Annotated in this window: 19 protein-coding genes and 1 pseudogene; 5 read left to right on the top strand and 15 right to left on the bottom strand. The window is 52.6% G+C overall.

The annotated features are described in order from the left end of the window. The first annotated feature begins 1 nt into the window (after position 1). The 4 genes and pseudogenes from thiS to thiD form a co-directional block, all read left to right on the top strand. Positions 2-205, top strand: coding sequence for a sulfur carrier protein ThiS (thiS, locus tag CKV68_RS02450; RefSeq protein ID WP_013911786.1), 204 nt, complete (start codon positions 2-4; stop codon positions 203-205). Further along, a complete protein-coding gene (locus CKV68_RS02455; protein WP_054249552.1) occupies positions 206-994 on the top strand; it encodes a thiazole synthase in 789 nt (262 codons plus the stop codon). It abuts the gene before it with no gap. Next, positions 995-2,137: a ThiF family adenylyltransferase gene (locus CKV68_RS02460; protein ID WP_095075535.1), complete on the top strand. Its 1,143-nt coding sequence runs from the start codon at positions 995-997 to the stop codon at positions 2,135-2,137. Between the two features lie 2 nt (positions 2,138-2,139). Continuing rightward, positions 2,140-2,955, top strand: a pseudogene (gene thiD / locus CKV68_RS02465) (bifunctional hydroxymethylpyrimidine kinase/phosphomethylpyrimidine kinase); the annotation flags it as partial. A gap of 32 nt (positions 2,956-2,987) precedes the next feature. Here the strand turns inward: thiD and CKV68_RS02470 are convergent. The 9 genes from CKV68_RS02470 to rimM all read right to left on the bottom strand — a co-directional run bounded on the left by CKV68_RS02470 (position 2,988) and on the right by rimM (position 11,840). Further along, positions 2,988-3,293, bottom strand: coding sequence for a DUF2469 domain-containing protein (locus CKV68_RS02470; protein ID WP_013242174.1), 306 nt, complete (start codon positions 3,291-3,293; stop codon positions 2,988-2,990). Positions 3,294-3,297: 4 nt separating this feature from the next. After that, positions 3,298-3,981 carry a ribonuclease HII gene (locus tag CKV68_RS02475; protein ID WP_230847244.1) on the bottom strand — a complete coding sequence of 228 codons (684 nt, stop codon included), beginning with the start codon at positions 3,979-3,981 and terminating at the stop codon, positions 3,298-3,300. Between the two features lie 48 nt (positions 3,982-4,029). Next, complete coding sequence (gene lepB / locus CKV68_RS02480; RefSeq protein ID WP_095075536.1) at positions 4,030-4,836, bottom strand: signal peptidase I; 807 nt, start codon at positions 4,834-4,836, stop codon at positions 4,030-4,032. Positions 4,837-5,052: 216 nt separating this feature from the next. After that, the gene (rplS, locus tag CKV68_RS02485; RefSeq protein WP_013242177.1) at positions 5,053-5,394 is read right to left on the bottom strand and encodes a 50S ribosomal protein L19; all 342 of its coding nucleotides are present in this window, start codon (positions 5,392-5,394) and stop codon (positions 5,053-5,055) included. Between the two features lie 187 nt (positions 5,395-5,581). Next, complete coding sequence (locus CKV68_RS02490; RefSeq protein ID WP_095075537.1) at positions 5,582-7,885, bottom strand: Tex family protein; 2,304 nt, start codon at positions 7,883-7,885, stop codon at positions 5,582-5,584. 62 nt (positions 7,886-7,947) lie between these two features. Then, a complete protein-coding gene (locus CKV68_RS02495) occupies positions 7,948-9,954 on the bottom strand; it encodes a fructose-specific PTS transporter subunit EIIC (RefSeq protein WP_095075538.1) in 2,007 nt (668 codons plus the stop codon). An 83-nt stretch (positions 9,955-10,037) separates the two neighbouring features. Continuing rightward, complete coding sequence (locus CKV68_RS02500) at positions 10,038-10,415, bottom strand: hypothetical protein (RefSeq protein WP_095075539.1); 378 nt, start codon at positions 10,413-10,415, stop codon at positions 10,038-10,040. Between the two features lie 52 nt (positions 10,416-10,467). After that, complete coding sequence (gene trmD / locus CKV68_RS02505) at positions 10,468-11,337, bottom strand: tRNA (guanosine(37)-N1)-methyltransferase TrmD (RefSeq protein ID WP_013911795.1); 870 nt, start codon at positions 11,335-11,337, stop codon at positions 10,468-10,470. Continuing rightward, the gene (gene rimM / locus CKV68_RS02510) at positions 11,337-11,840 is read right to left on the bottom strand and encodes a ribosome maturation factor RimM (RefSeq protein WP_029975728.1); all 504 of its coding nucleotides are present in this window, start codon (positions 11,838-11,840) and stop codon (positions 11,337-11,339) included. The genes trmD and rimM overlap by 1 nt, the downstream gene beginning before the upstream one ends. Positions 11,841-12,027: 187 nt before the next feature. On the opposite strand from rimM, the gene CKV68_RS02515 reads away from it, so the two are divergent. Further along, positions 12,028-12,426 (top strand): cupin domain-containing protein, encoded by a 399-nt coding sequence (locus CKV68_RS02515; RefSeq protein ID WP_095075540.1) that lies wholly within the window; start codon positions 12,028-12,030, stop codon positions 12,424-12,426. An 80-nt stretch (positions 12,427-12,506) separates the two neighbouring features. Here CKV68_RS02515 and rpsP read toward each other — a convergent pair whose 3' ends face one another. The 6 genes from rpsP to CKV68_RS02545 form a co-directional block, all read right to left on the bottom strand. Further along, positions 12,507-12,980 carry a 30S ribosomal protein S16 gene (gene rpsP / locus CKV68_RS02520; protein WP_095075541.1) on the bottom strand — a complete coding sequence of 158 codons (474 nt, stop codon included), beginning with the start codon at positions 12,978-12,980 and terminating at the stop codon, positions 12,507-12,509. 237 nt (positions 12,981-13,217) lie between these two features. After that, on the bottom strand, positions 13,218-14,834 hold the full coding sequence (ffh, locus tag CKV68_RS02525) for a signal recognition particle protein (RefSeq protein WP_095075542.1): 1,617 nt from the start codon (positions 14,832-14,834) through the stop codon (positions 13,218-13,220). 93 nt (positions 14,835-14,927) lie between these two features. Further along, a complete protein-coding gene (locus CKV68_RS02530) occupies positions 14,928-17,165 on the bottom strand; it encodes a [protein-PII] uridylyltransferase (protein ID WP_080745483.1) in 2,238 nt (745 codons plus the stop codon). Positions 17,166-17,237: 72 nt separating this feature from the next. Next, positions 17,238-17,576 (bottom strand): P-II family nitrogen regulator, encoded by a 339-nt coding sequence (locus CKV68_RS02535; protein ID WP_013911801.1) that lies wholly within the window; start codon positions 17,574-17,576, stop codon positions 17,238-17,240. 359 nt (positions 17,577-17,935) lie between these two features. Beyond that, the gene (gene ftsY, locus CKV68_RS02540; protein WP_095075543.1) at positions 17,936-19,594 is read right to left on the bottom strand and encodes a signal recognition particle-docking protein FtsY; all 1,659 of its coding nucleotides are present in this window, start codon (positions 19,592-19,594) and stop codon (positions 17,936-17,938) included. Between the two features lie 166 nt (positions 19,595-19,760). Further along, on the bottom strand, positions 19,761-23,360 hold the full coding sequence (locus CKV68_RS02545) for a hypothetical protein (RefSeq protein ID WP_029974263.1): 3,600 nt from the start codon (positions 23,358-23,360) through the stop codon (positions 19,761-19,763). Positions 23,361-23,485 lie beyond the last annotated feature (125 nt).

The following is a 23,485-nucleotide window of genomic DNA, read 5'->3' on the forward strand; positions in this document are numbered from 1 at the left end:
TATGCGTATAGAACTAAACGGAAGAATGCAGGAAGTCACCGCACGCACTGTATCTGAACTAGTGGCAGAAATTGTTGCCCCAGGACATCAAGACGCAGGTATTGCCGTTGCCATTGAGGGCACAGTGATCCCGCGCTCACAGTGGCTGCGTCGTCTACATCCAAGCGATCGCGTAGACATACTCACTGCGATTCAAGGAGGTTAAGTGCTTACTATCGCTGACAAAGAATATTCTTCTCATCTCATCATGGGTACGGGAGGGGCAAGTTCCCAAGAAATATTGGAACAGGCATTAGTTGCCTCCGGAACTGAATTAACAACAGTGGCTATGCGCCGATATAGCGCATCTACCAGTGGGCATAATGGAGAGACTATCTTTCAATTGCTTAGTCGGCTCAATATTGATCCGCTTCCCAACACCGCAGGGTGTCGTACTGCAAGGGATGCGGTAATCACGGCACGTCTGGCTCGGGAAGCACTAGAAACATCATGGGTCAAGCTCGAAATTATTGCAGACGAGCATACCTTGCTTCCCGACGTGGTGGAGACCCTAAGTGCCTGCGAGCAACTCGTGTCTGAAGATTTTACCGTGCTGGTTTATACCAGCGATGATCCGGTTGCAGCTCAGCGTTTAGAAGATTCTGGTGCAGCAGCAATCATGCCTTTGGGATCACCGATAGGGACAGGGCTGGGTATTCTCAACCCTCATAATATCGAGCTGATCTGTTCTCGTGCGCACGTGCCAGTGCTTATCGACGCCGGCGTGGGCACCGCATCGGATGCAACTTTCGCATGCGAACTTGGGTGCGACGGAGTACTCCTAGCTAGCGCAGTTAATCGTTGCCAAGATCCGGTCCTAATGGCGCACGCGATGCGGTTGGCTGTCGAAGCTGGTGGCTATGCACGTAAAGCTGGACGGATACCACGGCGTGAACATGCAAAGGCTTCCTCCACATCCACAGGTTTTGTGTCCTGGCCCGAGCAGGTGCTCTAAATGGAAACGTCACTTCCGCTATCAGAACTACACCGGGTTTCGCGTCAGATGTTGCTTCCCGGATTCGGGTTGTCGCAGCAAGAGGCACTCCATAATGCGCATGTTCTGGTAGTAGGAATCGGTGGACTTGGATGTCCTATTGTGCAGCAATTAGCCGCAGCCGGAGTTGGAAAAATGACCTTGATTGATCAAGACACGGTCGATATAACCAACATCCATCGACAAATACTCTTCTCAGCAGACGAGTGCGGCCTGCCCAAGGTGGAGGTAGCTGCACGACGAGCACAGGCGTTGCAGCCTGGCATCGTCATAGAAGCCCGGAACGAAACTCTCACAGCCCGCAACGCCTGTGAATTAGTAGCAGGGGCGGATATAGTGCTCGATGGCTCCGATACTTTTTCTAGCAAATATCTCGTCGCAGATGCTGCAGAAATAGTAGGAACTCCACTGGTATGGGGCACAGTACTAGGATTCCATGGTGATGTTGCATTGTGGCATTCCGGACCCTGCAAACGTGGAGTGGGCCTACGCGATGTGTTCCCCTACCAACTACCTGCCGATGCCGTTCCAACGTGTGCAACAGCCGGTGTCTTAGGAGTGACAACATCGGTAGTCGGCGGTCTCATGTCCACTACGGCCCTTGCATGGCTGTCAGGTTTGGATCGAACGGTCGGCAAGATTCTTAGCTACGATGCTATCCCGGCCACCATACGCCAAATACAAGCCGTAGCAGATCCTCAAAGGGGTCTCACGACTAGCCTCAGTGACTATGCGGCAGCTGCATCATGCGAGTTTTCAAAGGAATCTACGGCTAAGGAAAATTCCTTGCTCCTCCAACGTGTCCTAGCTGGCGAGGCTGCGCTCTTAGATATTCGCGAGCTGCACGAGGTCCTGCTGGATCCTTTCCCCCCACACTATTCTCCCCATATGGTCCCGCTCAGCAGCATCGTCTCGGAAGACTGCGCACGAACAGCTCTCTTAGACGCGGCACAGACCCAATCTCAACGCACAATTGTTGTTGCGTGTGCTTCCGGGCAACGGTCCCAACAATTCATCGCACAATACAACGATCTTGCTGTACAAGCGTCTATTACACTGCTCAGCCTGCCAGGCGGAAATAATAAGAGAAAAGAAAGTGCATAATCATGGATACTTTTATTCCCAGAGTTCTTTCTATCGCTGGAACAGATCCCACCGGCGGAGCAGGCATTCAAGCAGACCTAAAAACGGTGGCCGCTGCTGGCGGCTACGGAATGTGCGTGATCACAGCTCTCGTGGCACAAAATACTCGAGGTGTACGGAATGTACATACCCCACCAACCGATTTTCTTCACTCGCAGCTCAACGCAGTAAGTGATGATGTTGCTATCGACGCTATCAAGATCGGGATGCTAGGTGATTCTGGTGTTATCGCTACGGTTGCTCAATGGCTAACTTCACTACCAACAACCCGCGATATACCTATAGTTCTGGATCCTGTAATGATTAGTACCAGTGGACATCGTCTACTTGATCCTCAAGCTGAAAAAGCACTCCAAGAGCTTGCACCGCATGCCACAGTAGTAACCCCGAATCTGCCAGAACTAGCGGTACTCTGTGGCACTCCGCTTCGTACTGATCTGGATCAAGCAATCATCGACGCACAGAATTGGGCTTGTGAACATGGAGTTGCCATCGTTGTTAAAGGTGGTCATCTTCAGCAGGATCACGCTGACAACGCGGTAGTTTTCCCATCTGGACTCTTTCACCGAATACCCAATAGCCGGATAAAGACCACAAATACGCATGGCACTGGCTGTTCTTTATCATCAGCATTAGCTACCCGACTCGGCCTTGGCGAGGATCTGGTCACCGCATTGGAATGGTCAACAGCGTGGCTTCATGAGGCCATCGCACACGGCAGCGCCCTACACGTAGGGCATGGTCATGGCCCCATTGATCATGGTTATCGCGCACGCAAGCATGGTGCATGCGCATAGGTTAGGGCGCTCGATTAATCGGGCATGACAAAATCGGGTTTATCTAGCTCTTCGATGTTTACGTCTTTATACGTAATGACCCTGACGTAACGCACGAACCTCGCGGAACGGTACATATCCCATACCCAGGCATCAGACATTCTGACTTCATAATAAACATCAGAACCCTGCGTATGAGGGATTAACTCCACCGCATTGGCAAGGTAGAATCGCCGCTCTGTCTCTACAACATAAGAGAACTGGCTAACCACGTCCCGGTACTCGCGATACAGTGACAGCTCTACCTCAGCCTCATAGTTGTCGAGTTCTTCTGCACCCATCGCTTTACCTCCCGATTACTGCTTTATTCTCGGCAGCCCATTCCTCATGTGCAGCCCTCACATTGGCATAACTATAACGATGCTCCGGTGTTCCCCCGTGGCGGCGCACCGCATCTATGTGAGACTTGGTCCCATATCCTTTGTGATCCCCCAATCCGTATCCCGGATACTCCTTATCCAAATCAATCATCAGCTCATCACGAGACTGCTTAGCCAAAACGCTAGCAGCCGCAATACAGCGCGCAGCCGCATCCCCACCGATAACGGGCAGAGATGGACATGGAAGGCCGGGTACCCGCATGGCGTCGATAAGCGCATAGCCCGGCTTCTCCGAGAGCAGAGCGACAGCCCTTCGCATGCCAGAAATGTTGGCGTGCTGAATACCGTATGCATCAATTTCCGATGCCGGAATATGCAAGATCGACCAGGCTACAGCGTGTTTTTTGATAAGAGGATAAAGCTCTTCCCTCATTCGAGGAGAAAGCTTCTTAGAGTCAGTCAGCGTAGCTAGCGCTGCGATCGGCCGAGGGGGCAAAATGCACGCGGCAATAGTAATTGGGCCGCAACAAGAACCGCGGCCTGCTTCATCTATCCCGGCAACCGGACCCAAACCCCATTTTTCTAGCGTTCCCTCAAATGTCCGAAGATATTTGAGCTTACGAATTTTAATCCCCTGGGACGCGGGCAAGGGAAGGCTTGGGCAAGCCTCTTGTCCCTTAGGAATCAACCTAGTTCCCTACCCTTGGATGTCGTAATCTTCTACGCTGCCGATCCTATTAAACGGGAAGATCTTAAACTGAACTTTGCCCTTAATATGATCGCGCGGGATGGTGCCCTGGTACTGGTCGCCGATGTGATAGCGAGAATCCATCGAGTTTGTCCGGTTATCTCCCATCATGAAATAACTGTCTGCGGGAACAGTGACAGGACCAAAGTAGAAGCCGCCGCAGGCATCAGATCCAGTCGCAGGATCTACCGGATAAGCAGGAGGATTCTGAATATATGAAGAATCAATTACTTTTCCGTTGACTTTAATGCCCTCATCGCCTTCCAAACATTGCACGGTCTGTCCCCCGGTCGCAATGATTCGCTTCACTAGGTCATTCTCGTCTGGAGCAACGAGCCCAACAAAGGCTCCGACGTTCTGCAATCCACGCACCAGTGAGTTCTGGGATCTTTGCGAAACAAAAGAAGAATTCCAGGAATCCGTTCCTTCAAAGACGATAACGTCACCAGGTTTTGGATCGCTGAAGTGATAGCTCACTTTGTCTACAAAAATGCGATCGCCTGTGCAGCCAGCGCATCCGTGCAGCGTTGGTTCCATCGATTGGCTGGGAATCATATAGACGCGCCCCACGAAGGTTTGCAGCATCGTAATAACTAATAGAGTCACCACGACAACAAGTGGTATCTCTATAAACCAGGGCAACGGTTTCTTACCTTCAGCAGAATTAGCCTTTGCGTCTCTATCCGTCGCATCAGTACGAGCCTGTGGTTTAAAATCACGGTCCGCCACGTTGAATCCATTACTCTGATCAGTCACAACGAATGATGTTAGCAGCGTTAAGGTAAACCTCGCGTAGGCAAATGTTTTATTACCTCATATTTAAGTCACATATCGAGGCTGCAGATTTACTTTCACACACTTTCGTTACTCATACCCTGGCCTCGAAAACCTATTCTTCTTCACGCCAAGGCAAAAAGAAAAGCCTCCAACCGCATAAAATTCATGCAGGTCAGAGGCCTAAGGCGCCGAATATTAGCGCTTTTCCTTGATCTTAGCTGCTTTGCCGCGCAGGTCACGCAGGTAGTAAAGCTTCGCACGACGAACAGCGCCGCGAGTAACAACCTCAATCTTCTCGATGTTTGGAGTGTGTACCGGGAAGGTACGCTCAACACCGATGCCGAAGGAAACCTTGCGGACAGTGAAGGTCTCACGAACGCCAGAGCCCTGACGACGAATAACAACACCCTTGAACAACTGGGTACGGGTCTTGTTGCCCTCGATAACCTTTACGTGAACGTCAAGGGTATCGCCGGGACGGAAAGCTGGGATGTCGTTGCGCAATGATGCTGCATCGACTTTGTCAAGAAGGTTCATAAAACCAATCCTTACTTTTAAAAGACAGAGGAACCTAGCGGCTCTCCCCTATGGTCGGGGCGCTCGACTGGTTCATGCCCAAGACATGAAAAGCAGCTGTCTCACAAAAGAGACAGACAACGGTGGAGATTATGCCATGCTTGCGCGCCGGGAACAACTTCTCCCCACAGTTGTCAATATGCGTCTGTTATTTGAGCCCGGCGCGTCGCAAAGCTTCTGCCATCGCTCCACCTGCTGACGATTGCGATGAGCTGCGCCTTTGCGACGCATTACGCGTGCTGTTTCCACGCGAAGAACGCTTATCTTTCGCGGTGTTTGTGTTGCGTGAGGCCGGTTTAGCGGTGCTAGCGCCGGGCTCGTCGGAAAGCTTCATGGAGAGGCTAATGCGTTTGCGCTCTGGATCAACCTCCATCACCTTCACTTTGACTACCTGCCCAGAACGTACAACGTCGTGGGGATTAGAGACAAAAGTATCTGCCAAGGCAGAAACATGCACTAGGCCGTCTTGGTGCACTCCCACATCCACGAATGCACCAAAGGCTGCCACGTTTGTCACGGTTCCCTCTAGGATCATCCCCGGGATCAAGTCGGAGATTTTCTCTACGCCTTCTTTAAACGTGGCCGTGGCAAATTCCGGTCGGGGGTCGCGCCCCGGTTTGTCCAACTCCGCGAGGATGTCGGTCACGGTGGGGACACCAAAATGTTCGTCTGCAAAGTCCTGGGGGCGCAGCGACTTGAGCACCGACGTGTTTCCGATAAGCCCGTCAACGCTAAGCCCTGTTTTCTCCGCGATTCGCCGTACCACTGGGTAAGCCTCAGGATGCACAGCAGAGGAGTCCAAGGGGTCAGGCGCACCGTTAATCCTTAAGAAACCAGCGCACTGCTCAAAGGCTTTGGGGCCTAAACGTGGAACTTTCTTCAGCGAAGCTCGTGAGGCAAAACTACCGTGTTCATCCCGGTAGTGCACGATGTTTTCTGCAATGGTCGGGCTGATTCCAGCTACCCTGGCAAGCAGCGGAACTGAAGCCGTGTTGAGATCTACACCCACGGCATTCACTGCATCTTCTACCACGGCATCAAGGGTTTTAGCCAAGGCAGTCTGGTTTACATCGTGTTGATACTGGCCAACTCCAATCGCTTTCGGGTCAATCTTGACCAGTTCTGCGAGTGGATCCTGCAATCGGCGTGCAATAGAGACTGCGCCACGCAAGGAAACATCCATGGTGGGAAATTCTTTCGCCGCCAGCTCTGATGCTGAATACACCGATGCCCCGGACTCTGATACTACGACTGGGGTAGGACGTTTTCCGCCGGCCTTTTTGATCAAATCTGCAACTTCTCCTGCGAGTTTCTCTGTCTCACGGGAGGCTGTGCCATTGCCCACAGCCATAAGGTCTACGCCATGCGTGGCACATGCAGACGCTAATTCTTGGACAGCGTCCGACCACTTATTTTGTGGTTGGTGTGGATAGACGATAAGAGTGTCTAATACTTTGCCAGTGCGATCTACAACGGCGCACTTCACTCCATTACGATATCCGGGGTCGAGGCCGAGAGTCGCACGTTGACCTGCGGGAGCAGCAAGAAGAACATCCTTGAGGTTCCGGGCAAAGACCTCAAGAGCACCTTCTTCTGCCCGTTCTTTCAAACGCATACGGACATCGAGACCCGAGGAGATAACCAATTTGGTCTTCCATCCCCACCTCACAGCAGACGTAAGCCATTGAGAAGAAGTATCAAGGTTAAAGCGCTCTGCAATCATGCCTTCATACATCGACTCGTCACCGGCATCAAGGTCTAGATGCAGCACCCCTTCTTTTTCCCCACGAAAGAGCGCCAGGATTCGATGGCTAGGCAACGATGTAAAAGGTTCTGAAAACTCAAAATAATCTTTGTACTTTGCACCCTCTTGCTCTTTGCCTTCCACGGAACTGGCCAGCATGGAACCCGTGGTAAACATCCGCTCGCGGACTTCTCCGACCAGGTCCGCGTCCAGGGCAAAACGATCAATAAGGATTGCGCGTGCACCTTCAAGGGCTTTCTTGGCGTCTTCAAATCCCTCTGTGACAAAGCTCTGGGCAAGCTGCTCTGGGCTCACATGGGGCGCGTCGATAAGCTTATCCAGCAGTTGCTCCAGTCCGGCTTCACGCGCGATATCCGCTTTAGTCTTGCGCCGTTTTTTGTAGGGAAGATATAAATCTTCCAAGCGGGCTTTTGTATCGCATTCCAGGATCAACGTTTTCAGCGTTTGATCGAGCTTTCCTTGCTCTTCAATCGCGGCGAGAATCGTCTGCTTCCGGTCCTCCAGCTCCTTAAGATAGGTCGCGCGTTCTTCAATGGCACGCAGCTGCGAGTCGTCGAGCCCGCCTGTGGCTTCCTTACGGTACCGAGCGATAAAGGGAACTGTATTGCCTTCTGCGAGGAGTGCGAGAGCGGAAGCGACATTGCTTTCCTTAACTCCTAGCTCCTGAGCGATCTTCGCGGAAATCATTCACACGATTGTAGCGAGTTTCCCTTTGTGTCACCCAGAAACGGGTAGGCGGGGTCTCTGCCTTAAGACGCACCTGCAGCGGTCGATTCTGCAGGTTCTGCGACTTTCCGCACCACATCTGCAAGTTCAGACTGGGGTGCTTGCCGCAGCTGAGTTCTAAAGTCCTCTTTCATGATCGCACGCGCAAGGCGGGAAAGAATCTTCAAGTGTTGTTTTCCGGCATCAGAGGGAACACAGATGAGGAATACGAGATCTGTTTCCTCCCCGTCTGTCCACTCGATCGGAGCATCCAAACGAGCAAGCCCTACCATCGCAGCATGGGTTCCGGTGCTGCGCGAATGCGGTATAGCGACACCGTAGCCTACGCTTGTCGACGCCAACCGTTCTCTATTAAGCGATGCGTCTACTACAGCGCGCGCATCCGAGATCCGCCCGGCAACAACGCCTTTATCCACTAGACGCCGAATAGCTTCCTCGCGATCCTTCATTGGACCCGAGTACACCAATTCATCCATAATGATTGGTTCATTCGGTTTAACAGACGCTGCCGCTTCCTCTGTGTTTTCTTGAAGAGGTGCCTTGGGGGTCAAGGCCGCCATGGATGTTCTTTTGACACTGAATCCGACAAAGATCAAAGCCAACGCACACGTGACAGCCACACCAGCTGCCAAAGCTAAGAAGTAGCCGCCCACGTTATCTACTGCGCCCAACACCGCAACGATAGGACCGCCGTGCATGACATGGTCCTTAACTCCTAGCGACCCTGCTAATGCAGCAGCCACTGCCCCTCCGATCACGTTCGCAGGAATAATCTGCAACGGGCGGGCCGCGGCTAGCGGGATAGCTCCCTCTGTAATACCGAAAAAGCCCATGAACACAGACGCAATACCGGCATCGCGTTCAGGCTTAGAAAATAGGCTGCGGCGCATAAGCGTGGCCACGCCAACCCCCAAAGGCGGAACTGCGATTGCAGCAGCGATCATACCCATGGGTAGAGCGTTACCTGCTGCAATAAGTCCTCCGGAGAAAAGGAAGGCAGTCTTATTAAAAGGTCCTCCCATGTCAAAGGCTATCATCGCCCCAAGGATTGCTCCGAGAACCAAGACAGATTCCCCCTGCATCGAGGCAAGGTATCCCGTGAGTGCTTCAAAGAGCGCCGCAATTGGGTGTCCCAAAACGTAAATAAACAAAAGGCCAACGATCACCGTGGTAAGAATCGGAATCACAATAATCGGCCAAATAGGCGCCACGTATTTGTGCACGGGTATCTTGCGGATTCCCAATGCCACATAACCGGAAAGAAAACCGGTAACAATACCGCCTATGAACCCAGCCCCTGCTTCTGAGTTGTACAAAGACCCGGTAGTCGCTACCAACCCGGTGATAAATCCGGGTGCGAGACCTGGGCGATCAGCGATTGCCTGAGCTATGTATGCAGATAACACAGGAACCATCAGGCTAAATGCCAATACACCAAGCTGCTGTACGGTATCCCAGAATGAACCTTCGGGTATCTTGAGCCCTTCTGCAGTCGGTTGTCCTCCTATGGATAAAGCAATAGCGAGCAGGAGACCGCCGGTCACCACAAAGGGGATCATGTGAGACACGCCGTTCATCAACGCGGCATACATGACTCTTCCCGCGGCTCCCTTAGCCTCTGTCCTCGGCTGGTGGGAGCCTTCGAGGGACGATGCTTCCTCTGGTGTAGTTGGTCCCGTGACATCGCTGGTTTTAGCTGTATTCACCACCCGTTGTAATAGCGCATTCGGCTCACGAATGGCGTGCGCAACCGATACGTTTACCAAGGGTTTATTCACAAAACGCGCTGTGTCGATTGTTGTGTCGGCTGCGATGAGGACGGCATCGGCACGCTCAATATCTTGATCGCTGAAGGTGCCTTCAACACCAATAGAACCGTGCGTCTCTATCTTGAGTTCTATGCCCTCGGCATGTGCTGCCTCAGTGAGACGCTCCGCCGCCATGTACGTGTGAGCGATTCCAGTCGGACATGCGGTAATCGCAAGCACAAAAGGAACCTGATGTACTGTTTCACTCATATGTCCGATCATAAGAGCGAAAGTGACTCAGCGGTAGGACATCCCTATTATGTGGTCTGCAAGATACTCCTCGGCTTCTCACTCAATAGGATCGGTTAGTCCGCGTCTGGCTGCCAGGCACACGCCGCAGCCGTTGCGGTATCGATGTGCCCTTCCACCGAGGTTCCATACCAATAGATATCATGCGGCAGCAGCCCCACCACGACTTTTGTGGCGGCTCGTAGGTCAAGCGTCGAATATCCAGTGAGCACAATACGATAAAGCTGCTCAACACTGGGCGGGTGACCTTTAACCTGTGCATACTGAGTCACCAACATATTATCCGGCTCGCAGGTGAGGTCGATCGGATCAATCACAATGCTCGTAACCTCATAGCCGTGGCTGCTCAGGCCATCACGCAGCGCCGCATGTATGTTGTCTCGCTGGCCAGGAATAATCAGTGCATTAAGGTCAGTGGATATTTTTCTTTTCATATCCTTAGCAACAGCGCACGAAGGCAATCATTCCCGACCAATCACTTTCTTCTCACTCTTGTATCAACTGCGCTAAGAACTCACGATCTTTTTTATCCAGGTCACAAGCCTCAAGTAGTTCTGGCCGAACCCGTTGAGTGCGCTCCAGTGATTTTTCTCGACGCCAACGATCTACTTTTGCGTGATTACCAGAGAAAAGAACATCTGGAACCTCTAGGTCACGCCACACGCGAGGCTTGGTGTAACTGGGACCTTCCAACAAACCATCGGAAAAAGAATCTTCCTCGTGGCTTCGTTTATTTCCTAAGACTCCCGGAATCAACCGAACAATAGCTTCCGCTATAACCAAGACGGCGACTTCCCCACCGATAAGCACGTAATCTCCGATCGAGACTTCGCGCACGCGATAGCGGTGAGCAGCATCATCGATAACGCGTTGGTCAATGCCCTCATACCTTCCGCAGGCAAAAACGATGTGCTCTTCATTTGACCATTCTTGCGCGTCTTTTTGAGTGAAAGGCTTCCCCGCCGGTGTTGGCACAATAAGTAACGGCAATGAGGAGTCCTCATCCTCGCGCTGATATCCAGTCTGTTCTACACCCTCGACGTCATCATGGCGGGGTTTATCCAGATGCGGAAGTGCGGATTCCAGAGATTTTGCGGCTGAGGCGAGGCCGGTTCCCTGGGCTACGTCATCGAGTGCAGGTCCCCACACGGTTGGCTTCATGACCATGCCAGGTCCCCCACCAAACGGAGAATCGTCGACAGACTTATGCGCGTCGGTCGCCCATTGCCGTAGATCATGTATGCCGACGCTCAGAATATCTTTTTCGATCGCTTTACCCAGCAAGGCATGGCGAAGCGGGTCTAAGTATTCCGGGAAGATGGTAATGACATCAAGCCGAAGTTTTCGCGCAGTCATTACAGCTCCAAAAGTCCATCGGGAGGAGTAATCGTGCACGTTCCTTCTTCTAGGTCTACCTCGGGAACGATAGCGTGAACAAAGGGAACAAGTACTTGTTTGCCTCCAGTGAGTTCAACTTCCAGGATTTCTCCGGCAGGGCCATGCATCACGCCCGTTATCTCCCCGATCTTTTTGCCGTCTTGGAGTACTTCTAACCCCTCAAGCTCATGATCGTAGAAGCCTTCCTCGTCATCATCGTTTTCTAGCGGCGCCGCGAAGAACTGAGTCCCCCTCAAGCTATCGGCTGCTGTGCGATCAGGGATTTCTTCAAATTTAATGAGCAGACGGCCTTGGTGCACCCGCCCAGTGGCTATGGTCAAGCGATGTTCTTTTTTCCCCTGCCTACCATTGAGCACTTCCCCCACCGCAAAACGAATATCTGGTTCGTCGGTGGTTACCTCAACGGCGACTTCCCCCTTGATTCCGTGAGATTTAACTACTCGCCCAATCATTAATTCCATGGACAATACTTTAACAGCTACCCTTCCTGTTGCTTCCGCTGTCATCTGTTGCCGCTTTTCTTGCATGCTTATCGACGCCCACCTATATCCCTTCCTAGCCACATAGCGCAGATGTTCTCTGGTGCACGAGTAAAAAGCAGAGCTATCCTTGCCTTAACTATCCCTCTAGCCTGGTAGGAGCAAGATCATGAATGTCCCCACCAATACCCCTCATAGTTTCGGAGAAGCCCACCACACGTGGGATACAGAAAGCGCAACTAGCCTCGATGTTTTACGTGAGGCTCCGGCTGCTGATCCTCAGCGTAAAGTCCCGACCGTGACCAGGCTACTCCAAGCTGAAGGCGCCAATATTATCGTTTTCACTTTTGCTCCCGGACAGGTTCTCAACGACCACAAGGCGGCGCATCCCGTTACCATCCAGTGTTTGCAAGGTTCTCTCGACGTAGAATGCCCTGATAAAACGGTACGGCTTACTCCAGGGAAGGTTCTCCATCTACCGCAACGGGTTATCCACAAAGTGAGTTCCCCTTCCGATTCTGCTTCCGAAGCAATCTTGTTGTTAACCATGCTGACGGGAAAGAGCTAAGTTTCAGCGCACAAAGCAAAAACCGCTTAAGTGGACAACGTCCTTCTTAAGCGGTTTATGTGCTTGAAAACTAAACAGAATTACTCTGCAGCAGCTTCTTCGGCAGCCTCTTCATCCTTCTCGGCTTTCTCAGCCTCAGCGGCAGCCTTAGCAGCTGCATCTTCCTTAGCCTTGCGCTTCTTCTCGGTGATAGCCTCAGCGGTAGGGCCCTCGTTAGCCTCTGCCAGTGCCTGGTTGAACAGCTCCAGCTTGGAAGGCTTAGGCTCTGCAACCTGAAGGGTGCCCTCAGCACCCTCAAGGCCCTTGTACTTCTGCCAATCGCCAGTCACCTTAAGCAGTGCAAGAACAGGCTCGGTTGGCTGTGCGCCAACGCCCAACCAGTACTGTGCACGCTCAGAATCGATCTTGATAACGGAAGGGTTCTGCTTTGGCTCGTAGGTACCGATGTTCTCGATAACCTTGCCGTCACGACGAGTGCGAGCATCTGCAATAACAACGCGGTAGTGCGGGGTACGGATCTTGCCCATACGCTGCAGCTTGATTTTAACAGCCATGAAAGGCTCCTTCTTGGGTCACTGGGAAGTACAGGCGTTCTTTGCCAATGCATTGAACCGGTTCATCCCTTGATTTACCTGCGGTGACTCAGACCGGCCGACCGTAGACGGTGACGGTATGACGCAGGAATGTCTTGTAGCGTTCCCTCACAATTGAGACAACTCTAGACACAATACAGCACTCCCCTTGGCCATTCCAATTTTTCTATAGTGGACTAGCCAAGGGAAAGCATCTGCTTATTTCTTACCGCCAAAGTCAAGGTTGTTCAGATCAATGTTTTCCATGCCTTTAGGCATCTTAGGCATCCCCGGAAGATTCGGCATGCCGCCAAAGCCGCCAGCTCCACCCATTTGCTCTTGCATTTTTTGCAGTTCAGCCATGCTTGGCATACCTGGCATACCCGGCATGCCGCCATTCATAGCGCCACTACGGTTTTTCGCCGGTTTACGCTTACCGTTTTTGCCTTTACGACCCTTGGGTTTTTTCTTGGTTGCGCTACGTCCACCGCCACCCATGCCCAATTGCCCGGCCATTTTGCTCATCATCTTCTTCGCTTCAAAGAAGCGCTCTACGAGTTGATTCACCTCAGAAACGGCTACGCCAGAACCATTAGCGATACGTTTGCGTCGTGAAGCATTCAAGATCTTAGGATCTTCACGTTCTGCCGGAGTCATACCACGGATAATGGCTTGGATGCGGTCTAGCTGCTTCTCATCAACCATATCCGCCATCTGCGACATCTGCTTACCACCAGGCAGCATCTTCAAGATGTTCCCAAGCGGGCCCATCCGCCGCACCATCAACATCTGATTGAGGAAGTCCTCCAAGGTAAGCTCGCCGGAACCCAGCTTCTGGGCGGTTTCCATGGCTTGCTCTTGATCGAGGTTCTTTGCTGCTTGCTCGATGAGAGTAAGCACATCGCCCATACCGAGGATCCTGCTGGACATACGCTCAGGATGGAAGACGTCAAAATCCTCCAGCTTTTCACCGGTGGAGGCGAACATGATGGGTTTGCCGGTGACTTCACGGATAGAAAGTGCAGCACCACCACGGGCGTCACCATCCAACTTGGTCAGTACGACACCTGTGAAATCAACGCCGTCGCGGAAGGCTTCAGCCGTATTCACGGCGTCCTGACCGATCATGGAATCGATAACAAAAAGAACTTCATCAGGGTTAATCGCATCACGAATATTCCGCGCCTGAGTCATCAGGGCCTCATCAATACCCAAACGACCCGCAGTATCGACGATAACCACGTCATGCTGACTACGCTTTGCTTCTTCGATGCCCTGGCGAGCCACGCCTACTGGATCGCCATGAGAAGTGCCCATCTCATGCTCGTTGGAGTCGATGGATGTTCCTGGGTCTGGAGCAAAGGTGGGAACGCCTGCTCGCTCACCAACAATCTGCAGCTGTTGGACAGCGCCCGGGCGCTGCAGGTCACATGCCACCAACATAGGAGTATGACCTTGGGATTGAAGGTGCTTAGCCAGCTTTCCAGCAAGAGTGGTCTTACCAGCACCCTGAAGGCCCGCCAGCATGATCACCGTAGGAGGGTTTTTAGCCAAATTCAGGCGACGAGTTTCCCCACCAAGAATCCCGGTCAATTCCTCATTGACAATCTTGATAACTTGTTCAGCCGGGTTAAGAGCCTTAGATACTTCAACCCCTAGTGCACGATCTTTAATTCGCGCTATGAATCCGCGAACCACTGGCAGGGAAACATCGGCTTCCAACAGTGCCAATCGGATTTCACGCGCGACAGCATTGATGTCAGCCTCGGTGACTTTGCCCTTTGACCGTAGGCCTGACAGGGCATTGCCTAGCCGGTCAGACAGAGATTCAAACACGAAACGCACACTCCCTTTATGGACCTTCCCTGCGCACCTTTAATTACACCGCTGGGAAAATCTCGCGTGGACTTGAAGATTAACGTTCCTATGTTAACCGTTGGTGAGTACCTTGGTCACGTCACGCTCAACTTTGGCACGGTCAAATCCCTCGGCAAGCTCACATTGCATGATCATTGTCGCACCCGGGTTACTCATAGTCAGCCACAAAACATCAGGCAAGACACCTAATACAGCACCCAAACCACCTCTACGATCAGCTGTCCTGACCTCTAGAATATTGCCCACCCAAAATGTCGCAGACATACTCTTTTTAATACTTGGCAGGGACGAGTACACCCCCGACTTATATGCCTGTACGAACTCACATGGATCAAATCCCGTCCCCACAGTGTTATGCACTTGGAGCTCCGCAATCACGTGTTTGTCCTCGTCAGCGCCGTTCATCTTGAAGCGTGCCGACTCAATATTCCACCCTTTAGCCGCAATCAGCGCCAAGACCCTGACGCTTTCCCGCATGTACCGGCCTTTCCAATACACGGTGGCATTGCCGCTTTCCCTACCAGGGCTCATAGTCGCACCGGTGTTCAGGACATTACGTTCAGAACTGTTGGAAATTTTAGGAACCAAACCAATATCCAGCGGAATATCAAATTCTGGCGGTTCGGGAGTCAACGAGGTAAGTCGAGCACGAGCGCGACTGCATAATGCTTGGGTGCCAAGTTTCAGTACTGCACTCCATACGCCCGGCGCGGTGCCTTCAGCATCCGCCTCCACCAGGGACTCTAAGAGGTTGAGGGTGAGAAGATCATAATTGACAGCGTCTAAAAGCATTGTTACGGCTTCATCGCTTGTTGGATCAAGACGGCCGACAATCTGCGAAATCCTTGTGTGCTCTACGACGAGAGTCTCGACCACGCTCAGATCTTGCTCATTCAACCGAAGCTTGCGCCCCATCTCTACGACAAATTCCGCGCCAACGATTTCATGAGGCCTGCCGTATCCTTTACCAATGTCGTGGAAGAGCGCAGAAAGAAACAGGAGATCCGGACGAGCCACGCTGACACTTCGTGCTGCGCAATTGGCCGTGACAACGAGGCTGTGTTGGTCAATTGTGTGGATATGGACTGCTTCACGCGGCATCCGTCCCCTGATATGTCCCCATTGAGGGATCATTTTCTCCCAAAATCCATGATCGTCAAGCTGTTGGATAATCCGCGGGCTATGAACTGATGAGCTCAAAAGCTCAAAGAAGTCACCAGCTGCTCCCACAGGCCATGGAACTGGTAGCTCAGGAAGATTCTCCAGCCGAGGCCATACGGAATCGCTGATGGGCATACCGGTGCGCGCGCTTGCAGCTGCGACTCGGAGAACTAAGGCAGGGTCCTTGAGATTTGGATTGCGAGACAAGGAAATTTCATCATCAACGGCAACCACGTCAACATCGATAGGTCGGCGTACAGCGCGTCTTACGTGATTACGCCGAGGAAGAGCATTTCGAGCGGTGCTCAGCGCATGGTTGGTGGCATCATTGATAGTCCGAGCAGCGTGAGCTAGGGCTCGGGAAAGCTCGTATCTGTCATCAAACCCTAAATCGAGCGCAATGTCTGCAGCGAATTCTGGGTCCAAGACGTCTCGAGCGCGCCCTGCGTGTTGATGCAAGAGGGTGCGGACGTCGAGAAGCAACCTGCGTTGAGAATCAAGAGGAGGCACGTCACAGAGATGCCCTAATGCAAGCGCTCGTATCAACTCGATGTCTCTGAGACCGCCGCGCCCGTGTTTGAGATCGGGATGTGTCATTGCAACAACCGAACCAGAGCGACGCCAACGGGCAATGGCAGTATCGGAAACCGCATTAAAGTTTTTGTTTAGTTCCCTACGCCAGGTTTCTAGGGTCAACCGCCGAGTTTGCTCAGTAAGCTCTGGATCTCCACTGACGTGCCTAACATCAAGCAATGCCAGCGCAGCCGTTGAATCATCTGAGACCATGCTGGCGCATTCCTGCGGGGTACGGACTGCATAGTCAAGCCGCATTTTTGCGTCCCAAATGGGGTACCACAAGTCTGCAAGACCATCGAGATTTAATCCTGCTGGGTGAAGAAGAATTAAATCCAGGTCCGATTTTGAAGTCATTTCTTCTCTGGCAAAGGAACCTGTCGTGGCAAGCGCGGAGCCTTCGGGGATATGAAGCTTTTTCACCAACGCCTGCGCACGCCGATACGCCTGTTCCCGAATTTCTAGCGCCCGTTGCGACCCACCGTTCTCAATTGATTGAGCTACAGCTGTTACGTGCGCTGTTTTGTCGCATGGGTCGGTCACAGAATGCGTCACAATCTATCCTTAACGGAGCTATATCTTCGGTCTAATGGGCGAACCCATCAGCTGCAGAGTAGGCAGCTGCATTTAGATTGCGTCAGAACCGCGCTCACCTGTACGAACACGAATAAGATCGTCAACAGGGGTGACCCAGACCTTGCCGTCTCCGATTTTTCCGGTGTGCGCCGAATCAACAACGGCGCGTACGACGTCGTCTAGAAGCTCATCATCAATAACGATTTCAATCTTGACCTTTGGCACAAAATCCACCGCGTACTCAGCGCCACGATAAACTTCCGTATGGCCTTTTTGCTGGCCAAAGCCTTGGGTCTCTGTGACCGTCATGCCGTGCACACCCACCTGCCCCAGAGCATCTTTAATGTCTGTCAGCGTAAAAGGCTTAACAATGGCAGTAACGAGCTTCATTGAGAGATCTCCTCATTCATCAACACACCTGCAACCAAAGCGTAACGACGATTCCGCGTTGTTCTACGCCACCTCGCCCTTAGCCTTAGCGATATTAATCTTTCGAGTTTCTAGTGTAGTCAGACTGGAGCATTCCATGCTTTTTGTACTGGCCAACCTGGGCGTTTTCCCTGTAGTAGCTCGATGTAACAGTGAATGAGAAACAAGTAATCAGCGTGGCAGTTCCGGTTATTGTTCTCACTCTTGTGTGTGGCGTTTCCGAGGAGAGAATCCGGATTTATACGTCCTACAGCAAAAGCCCCTTACACAATGAGTATTGGTGTATCACCCATCGCATAAGGGACTTTTAGCTTGCTTTCTTAACCAAGCAACGCGTCAACAAAGCCTTCTACTTCAAAAGGTGCCAGGTCATCGGCGCCTTCTCCTAGCCCGACCAATTTGACGGGAACCCCCAGATCCTCCTGGACTTGGAAAACAATACCGCCCTTGGCTGTTCCGTCTAGTTTGGTGAGAACTACGCCCGTAATATTCACAACCTCACGGAAAGTTCTCGCCTGTGTAAGCCCGTTCTGTCCTGTGGTGGCATCCAGGACAAGGAGGACCTCATCAACCACAGCTTTCTTTTCCACAACACGCTTGACTTTCCCCAGCTGATCCATCAGGTTACTGGAGTTATGGAGGCGGCCTGCGGTATCTACAAGCACCACGTCGGCACCAGCTTTTACTCCCTCAGCAACCGCATCAAAGGCAACTGAGGCTGGATCAGCACCTTCAGCCCCACGCACTGTCCGTGCTCCAACTCGTCGACCCCACGTTTCAAGCTGATCAGCCGCCGCTGCGCGGAAGGTATCTGCAGCACCTAGAACCACCGAATGCCCCATAGCTACCAGCACACGTGCGAGCTTGCCTGTTGTTGTGGTCTTACCAGTGCCGTTTACTCCTACTACCAGCACCACAGCAGGTTTACCTTCATAAGGCATCGCTTTAATCGAGCGATCAAGCTCCGGCTTGCACGCACGGATCAGGCATTCTTTTAGCATCGCGCGTGCATCGGCCTCACTAGCCACTCCCCGCTCGGCAATCATTTCGCGTAAGTCTTCTACCACCTTCATCGTGATAGTTACACCTAGATCAGCCTGGATTAACTGCGCTTCAATATCTTCCCACGCGTCTTCATCAAGCTCACCCGCAGAAAGCATGCCCAAGACAGATTTTCCAAAGACATTCTGGGATCGTGACAAACGACCTCGTAGCCGCCCGATACGTCCGCTTGCTGGAGCGATATCGTCTTGAGGCTCAGCCTGAACCGCTTCTGTTTCCGCAGCACTATCCGCAGGCGCATCTGCAGCCTCTTCTAAGGCCTTTTCTGCACCAGATGCTGCGACGCTTGCTGCGGCTGCAGCTTCATACGCGCCTTCTTCTAGTTTCGTCTCTTCCTTTTTATCTTCGTCATGGGTAGCAGAGTCTTGTGCTGTGTCCTCGACGGGTTCTTCATGGAATTCATCAAGCTCCACAAAGTTTTCTTCGACATGCTTGGCTTGCTCTTCTGCTTCTTTCTGCTGCTCAAATCGTTCTTGGGCCTCGGCGGCAGCTTCAGCCGCAGAGGCTGCATCTGATTCAGATTCCGCGTGATGAGCCACCGGCAGTTCCGAGTCAGAGACTGGATCAACCAGCTCTGACTCATTGAGGTGAACATCAGGTTTTTCTGTTTCCTGTGCTGCTAGTGGTTCTTCCGACAGATCTAGCGGCGCTACCGTCTCTATCGGCGCTTCCTGCGCTGACTCAGAGGAGGCAGAAACAACTGGCAGTTTTTCTTCGGGAGAAGCAGAGGCCTGTCCAGCGGAGAAGTTAAAACCGCCTTGAGCTTGATAGTTTCCGGAACGTTCTTGCTGTGTAAGTTGTTTTGGTTCGCTCTCATCACCACGATCAAAACTAATGGTTTTGGATCGTTTTCGGCTAAGGCCAACAGCAATAACCACGATGAGCGCAAGGACGACAATAAGGATGCCGATTAACACAGGAGTTGACATACCTCTAATAGTTGCAAATTCTTGCGGGTTTTACATCTCTGTAGCCTTTCTTATCCCCTCACAACGCCCTAAGCAGCAACGCAAAAGCCCGTAAAACGTAAGTTCCAACCACGTTTTACGGGCTTTGGTCAAGCTATGTGCTTAAGTCCGGCTTTTAAGCGATACCTGGTTTCGCCAGCGCCAGGATAATGGCATCTGCCGCGATCAAGTCGCCGGTGACAAGATCCGGTACGACGTCGGCAAGCTTTGCCCAACCCGGTGTTGCTGCATCGAGCGTTTTATTGGAAGACACCAGCCCATGAGCATGCATGCGAGCGGCCAAAGCCAGCACCAGGGAGACTACCGGTGTAAGTGCCCACAAATTTTCATGTGCATCGGTGTCCACTCCATCAAGCTTGTCAAAGCGAATCCTCGCCATTGAATAGAGAACCTTGTTCGTGCTGCGCAGAGTACGAAGTAACGTCACTGCTGCTTTAATGAGTCCTTCATTGCTCAAGAGCTCGCGCAGTTCGGTGCGTTTGTTAAAGGTCTCAAAGACCGCAAGCAAACGCGTCCCGTCATCCATGAGCGATCCAGGAACGATTTGTGAGCGAGAGAAGAACATCTCCAACAGCGCTGCTTGCTGAGCTTTAGCCATACCTGCAATCGCTACTGTGGATTTGTCAATACACGCTGTATCCAGCGTCGTGTCACGTCCGGTCTTCAGGATGCTCACAACGTTATCGCCGGCAATGTCTTTGATATTGGCAAGGATCTCTCGTTTTGCGGCCACACCATCACTGATTTTCTTTCGACCCGTATCAGCCTTTGCGGGGGTCTCTCCGCCGAGTACGGCTGCGACCAAATCTTCATCAGCCGCAGAAGCCGGCTCCGCCGCGACTGGTTCCAGCGGTTTTCCGTCTGCGCCTGTCATGGAATCCAAGGAGCCCAACAGTTCTAGCACGCCAATCCATGGCGCTCTGTGATGAGTGCCCACTCCTGCCTCAAACCGTGCTCGCACCAAGCCACTTTCCACCACGCGACCAGGCTGCTTACCTGCGGGAACAAGTGATTCTGATAGTCCTGTCAGCGCAGCACTTGGATTGCTGCTGAACACCTTACGCACAGACTTAGCAGATTCTCCCGAAGCCACACCCGTGGTCACCATGTCCCAGAGCACTGGCATGATGCTTTCCGACGCCGGCACTTCCTCAGTTTCCCCAGCCAGGAATGCCGATAACGCCCCAAGCGCGGGATCGGTTCCCTCAAAGTGTCCAGGTTGCTCAAGAATCACCGCATTGTCCCCTGGTGACACGGGAGCTATGAGAGTCATAAAACGATCAACTGTGTGTACCTGAACGATAAGATTTCCGGCGTTCACAAGTGAGCTTGGAAGCTTCACGGATCCTTCGACAACAGGAAGTGCACGCGCTGGAGCCCACGGTGCTGTGGCAGGCCATACCCAGACTCCCAAAGGACGTTCCCCGCCACCTGTAACCAGAATGGTCTCATCGACCAAAGACAGTTCCTCTGCATCAGAAGAATGTATATCTGCCAGTGCAACAGAAACACGTCGATCGCTTACGGGATCCGTCCATTCAAAGTCCACTCGCCCGGAAGGCAACACATTGGTGGAGCTAGCGATCGTCGCCATGGGCGTGACGTAGGTGAGACCACCGTCGTTGCTACGCAAGCGTGCGGTTTTCACTGGTGCGCCATGGTGGTTGCGCACAGTGATCTTGGGATCGCCGAGCTCTCCACGACCGCGGATGCGCAGGATGCCGCGCATATCGATATCACGCGGGCGGAGAGTCAAACGACTTGCGCGCCACATCGGAGGTTCAGTAAGAAGCGGAAACTCAAAAGCAAGGCTTGGTGGGCTAAAGCGAAGAGGAAGCTGATCGCCTTCCTCCGTGGACACGATCACATTAGCGGCTGGTTCTAGTGCTCGCACCACAACCTCAGATGGCTCAACGATAAATTCTTTATCGCTTGAACGCAGTGTGAGGACTGTTTCCGATAATCCACCACCAGAAGGAATACGGAAGGAACGGCACGCACCAATGACGTTGATATTCGCGTGTGCACCCTCGACGATCGCGTATTCGTGCCTAAAGCTTTCATTGCGAGGACCACGCAGACGCACGAGGTATTCGCCTACCCAGGGGGCGTCGTAAAGCTCAGGATCGAAAACGGCAAAAGCTCCGCCCTCAGCAGGGACTTCCAAAGGCTCCGGCGGTGCGACCTCTTCGCCTGCGGAACCGACGCCACCAAACGAGGAAATAGTCAGGTACCAGGTTTCTGTTTGCCCCGATGGAGTGGGAGGAAATTCTGCGACGAGTGACTCGGCATGAATAGGAAGCCCGCCGGAGCTGCTCAAATAATCAATCGCATGGTCAGGAGACCGGAAAAGGACGCGTTGACGAGGATCAACGCTACGTACTCGATCCATGCTCGGGTTCGTGCCCGGAGCCACGGTAGCAATAGAAGCCACGGTGTTGACGTCTAAATCGTGGCACAGCCAACCCTCCCAGCCTTCTACGGTAAAGGAATCAGACTCATAGATCTCATGATCGCTAACCACATCCATCAAGGTGGCGTCAGCTGGAGCCAAGACGAGAAGATTATGGTGATGGAGGGAAACTTTATCCGTCACGTTGGTGCCGCGCGATGTAAAGATCACAGTCGGGTCGTCGTTATCCACCACCGGCACGTTCCACGTAATCCCGTTGGTTACGTCCTGAACGGTAACCTCGCGAACGGGGTGAGAAATGGTGACATCCAGCTGCTGCGATAGCCCAGAGACGTCTCCCCACGCGCATCCTGTGCGATAGACCTTTGTGGTTCCATCGATGCTAACGCGCCAGTTGACCTCTCCAAAGCTTCCATCTTCCAACGTAGGTACGCGCTGCTCAGGGAGGCGCAAGCATACCTTTCGACGAGAAACATCAAGCAAAATTCGCGGACGTAGCTCACGGTTTGCCACGCCCACTGCAGACTCACGATCCAAAGTACCCACCGGGCGCTCACGCAGTTCTGCGCGCACAGCTGCAGCAATAGGTGCGGGAAGCTGTGGTTCACAACGTGCGTAGGATCGGTCAAACCAGGAATGCGGGTGCTCGAGAGCAAAGTCCCGCAATGCGGTAATACCAGCCAACACTCTGGTGGCTTCTACCGGTGCTACCGCAAGTGCATGGGCAAACAACCGTGGCTCTGCAGCTGCAACGATTATTTCTGCGACTTCAGCTGCAGTGGTCACCTCGTGGGCGTCGAAAAGCTCTAGAAGCGCGGGGACTTCGTTGTTCACAATGCCAGCATGAACGCACAATAGTTGAACGAGCTCAGTGAAATCTCCGACAGGCGCCGCATACAAATCAAGGGATACAAAAGCCGCTGGCGCTACCTCGGCAAGCACCTGTGCAACGTCCACCCCACCGACTACTGTCTGCGACTCTGGAGACAATCCCAATCCGCCCAGGTACTCAGCAATAAAATTATCGGTATCTACAACGCGACGCGCCCGACCCACCAAAGTTGTGATGGTCAACGCCGGGCTCACCCCTAACAGGGCCTTCAGATCTGCTCCGGCGACAAGCTGACGGGTAAGAAAGATACCGTAAAGCCGTTCAATTCTTTCAAGTTCATCGTCACGCAAATCAACGTTGATCACAAGCGTCTCAGCTTGAAGCCGCTGAGCGAGTTCCAATTCTGTTTGCGAAGCCCAACCTAGCAGTGAATCCGTAAGGTCTGCGATCGGATGAACTGACTCGCTCATGTGTCCTCTTTCTTAAAAGTTTTAGATGCAAAGTAGATACAAAGATGTGACAAAGATTCGAGGATACCCTGCACAAAGGCTCAATGCCTAACTGCCACAGCACGCTGAATACTCATAAATTTCAG

Source organism: Corynebacterium ulcerans, from assembly GCF_900187135.1.
In the GTDB taxonomy this organism is placed as follows: Bacteria; Actinomycetota; Actinomycetes; order Mycobacteriales; family Mycobacteriaceae; genus Corynebacterium; species Corynebacterium ulcerans.

What these genes read in the sequence shown, in the direction of transcription:
- thiS (WP_013911786.1), top strand. Translation starts at nt 2, where the DNA reads ATGCGTATAGAACTAAACGGAAGAATGCAGGAAGTCACCGCACGCACT.
- CKV68_RS02460 (WP_095075535.1), top strand. Translation starts at nt 995, where the DNA reads ATGGAAACGTCACTTCCGCTATCAGAACTACACCGGGTTTCGCGTCAG.
- CKV68_RS02470 (WP_013242174.1), bottom strand. Translation starts at nt 3,293, where the DNA reads ATGGGTGCAGAAGAACTCGACAACTATGAGGCTGAGGTAGAGCTGTCA.
- rplS (WP_013242177.1), bottom strand. Translation starts at nt 5,394, where the DNA reads ATGAACCTTCTTGACAAAGTCGATGCAGCATCATTGCGCAACGACATC.
- CKV68_RS02490 (WP_095075537.1), bottom strand. Translation starts at nt 7,885, where the DNA reads ATGATTTCCGCGAAGATCGCTCAGGAGCTAGGAGTTAAGGAAAGCAAT.
- CKV68_RS02495 (WP_095075538.1), bottom strand. Translation starts at nt 9,954, where the DNA reads ATGATCGGACATATGAGTGAAACAGTACATCAGGTTCCTTTTGTGCTT.
- CKV68_RS02500 (WP_095075539.1), bottom strand. Translation starts at nt 10,415, where the DNA reads ATGAAAAGAAAAATATCCACTGACCTTAATGCACTGATTATTCCTGGC.
- trmD (WP_013911795.1), bottom strand. Translation starts at nt 11,337, where the DNA reads ATGACTGCGCGAAAACTTCGGCTTGATGTCATTACCATCTTCCCGGAA.
- rimM (WP_029975728.1), bottom strand. Translation starts at nt 11,840, where the DNA reads ATGGAATTAATGATTGGGCGAGTAGTTAAATCTCACGGAATCAAGGGG.
- CKV68_RS02515 (WP_095075540.1), top strand. Translation starts at nt 12,028, where the DNA reads ATGAATGTCCCCACCAATACCCCTCATAGTTTCGGAGAAGCCCACCAC.
- rpsP (WP_095075541.1), bottom strand. Translation starts at nt 12,980, where the DNA reads ATGGCTGTTAAAATCAAGCTGCAGCGTATGGGCAAGATCCGTACCCCG.
- CKV68_RS02535 (WP_013911801.1), bottom strand. Translation starts at nt 17,576, where the DNA reads ATGAAGCTCGTTACTGCCATTGTTAAGCCTTTTACGCTGACAGACATT.
- CKV68_RS02545 (WP_029974263.1), bottom strand. Translation starts at nt 23,360, where the DNA reads ATGAGCGAGTCAGTTCATCCGATCGCAGACCTTACGGATTCACTGCTA.